Raw genomic sequence first — 2,005 nt, 5'->3', positions numbered from 1 at the left:
GGGTATAATATGCCCTCAGGGCGTGGAACGCCTCCGCCTGGAATTCCGTAAAATGGAGGATCCCGTTCCGGGGATCGTACCGGTTCGTTTTGATTTCCCGCCCGACCAGAATCTTCAGGCGCGCCCTTTCAACGGGATCCAGGGCTTCATAATCGGTCTGGGTAAAACGCCCCGCTTTTTCAGGGGACAGACCATGGTGGCGGGCCGCCAGATACAGTCCCAGGCGGTGCAGGTAATCGGCAGACCAATCCGGAGCCAGATAAGAGCCATGCCCCCAAATTGTTCCTATGTGCTGACCACCGCGACTGAAATAGTAATTTTGACCGTCCCGGATATCCTCGCCTGTAATCAGCGTTTCCCCTGTGCCCGCGACGATTTTTCGGGGAATCGGAGGCTTCTCCCTGCTGATCAGATAGCCCCCCAAAATGAGGAGACCGAACATTACGGCAAGGAAAAACAGGAAGCATGCCCTTAACCTTGCTGAATTCATCAACGCACCTCCGGCAACGAATTGATACGTCTGACTCCATGAGGTTTTATGAGGCTGTTTTCTGTTGGATCGATCCCGAGAATCCCGCCCGGCCCTTCCTCACGGTCCCGGTAAATGACTATGCCTTCTTCAGGTATATGCCGGACAAAGTATGGAGCAATGCATGAAACTCCTCGTGTTTTCCGGCACCGATGCGTTCCGTTTCTATTCTGTCGAACCCTTCATGTAACGCCTCCTGTTCCGTCTCGGATAGCACGTAACCCGCCATATCGAACAGGATACCGCTCTCTTTCTCGATATGCTCGGATAGAAGAGAAATATATTCCTGGATGCCGGCGGAAATTTCCTTGAGGGCGGATCTATTTCCCCGGCTGTACGCTCCGAATGACGCGCCCATGGCTTCGACAAGCCTCCTTCCCAATACGTGTTCATGCAGGATCACACTCATGGGGCCCCCATCTTTGGAAACGCCTTTTTTCTCCAGGGCGGGGAAAAGCAGTTCCTCCTCCTTCGCGTGATGGCATCGATCCACAAACACATCAAGAAACTCCAGGATGGCGGCAAAATGGGCTTCATTCAAATCGCCCCTATCCTGGGCTTGCCTGCGAATGGCTTCCATAATGCGGAGCATGACACGAATGCCCTCATGCTCTTCCCTTAATTCCAGACTGGCTTTCGTCTCCATCAAAACCTCCCGCGTCTTTTGTGGGTGAGTGGTTCAACGGCAACGGACGCCTTTCGGCGCCCGGGCTGGCAATTTCTTCAGGATAGCTGGCCGGCCAGTTTCTTTCCAAAATCAAAGCACTGTTCCATACCCGCTTCATCGGGGTTCCACAGGACTTTCAACCCTTCGTCAACCAGTTGAAAACCTGATTTTTCCAGATGCTCCGCCAGAATGTTCGGCGATTCTCCGCTCCACCCGTATGAACCGAAAACCGCCGCCTTTTTCCCGGCAAAACGGAGCCCCTTGATCTCTTCGAGGATGGAGGCGAGGGCGGTCAGAATACCCCGGTTGATCGTGGGCGACCCGACCACGATGCCCTTTGATTTGAACACCTCCGTTATGACATCGTTCTTGTCCGATTGCGATAACTTGTAAAGTTTGATGTTCACATCCTGATCGGCAGCCTTGATGCCGTCTGCGATTGATTCCGCCATAATTCTCGTGGCATTCCACATGGTGTCGTAGAGGATGGTGATCTGGTTTTCCTTGTAATTGGCCGCCCATTCAACGTATTTGTTCACGATCTGGATCGGATTGTCGCGCCAGACCACCCCGTGGCTTGTGCAGATCATATCGACGGGCAAATTCAAGGCCAGGACTTCCTTGATTTTCTTGTCAACGAGCGGGCTGAAGGGGGTCAGGATGTTGGCGTAGTATTTGATACATTCTGCCATGAGTTCCGCCTGGTCAACGAGGTCATTGAACAGATACTCGGAAGCGTAGTGCTGTCCAAAAGCGTCGTTGCTGAAAAGAATAATTTCGCCGGTCAGATAACAGAACATACTGTCAGG

At 52.8% G+C, this 2,005-nt stretch carries 3 protein-coding genes; all 3 read right to left on the bottom strand.

The features are described from left to right. Positions 1 to 490, bottom strand: a 490-nt coding sequence (locus GX147_05860; GenBank protein NLN60218.1) for a nitric-oxide reductase large subunit, incomplete at its 3' end; no start/stop codon positions are given. A gap of 118 nt (positions 491 to 608) precedes the next feature. Further along, a complete protein-coding gene (locus tag GX147_05855; GenBank protein ID NLN60217.1) occupies positions 609 to 1,175 on the bottom strand; it encodes a hemerythrin in 567 nt (188 codons plus the stop codon). Positions 1,176 to 1,252: 77 nt separating this feature from the next. Further along, positions 1,253 to 2,005, bottom strand: a 753-nt coding sequence (locus GX147_05850) for an anaerobic nitric oxide reductase flavorubredoxin (protein ID NLN60216.1), incomplete at its 5' end; no start/stop codon positions are given.

This window comes from Deltaproteobacteria bacterium (genome assembly GCA_012522415.1).
Lineage (GTDB): Bacteria > Desulfobacterota > Syntrophia > Syntrophales > JAAYKM01 > JAAYKM01.
Note: the sequence above shows the minus strand (reverse complement) of the source record. Positions and strands in the feature narration are given on the sequence as shown.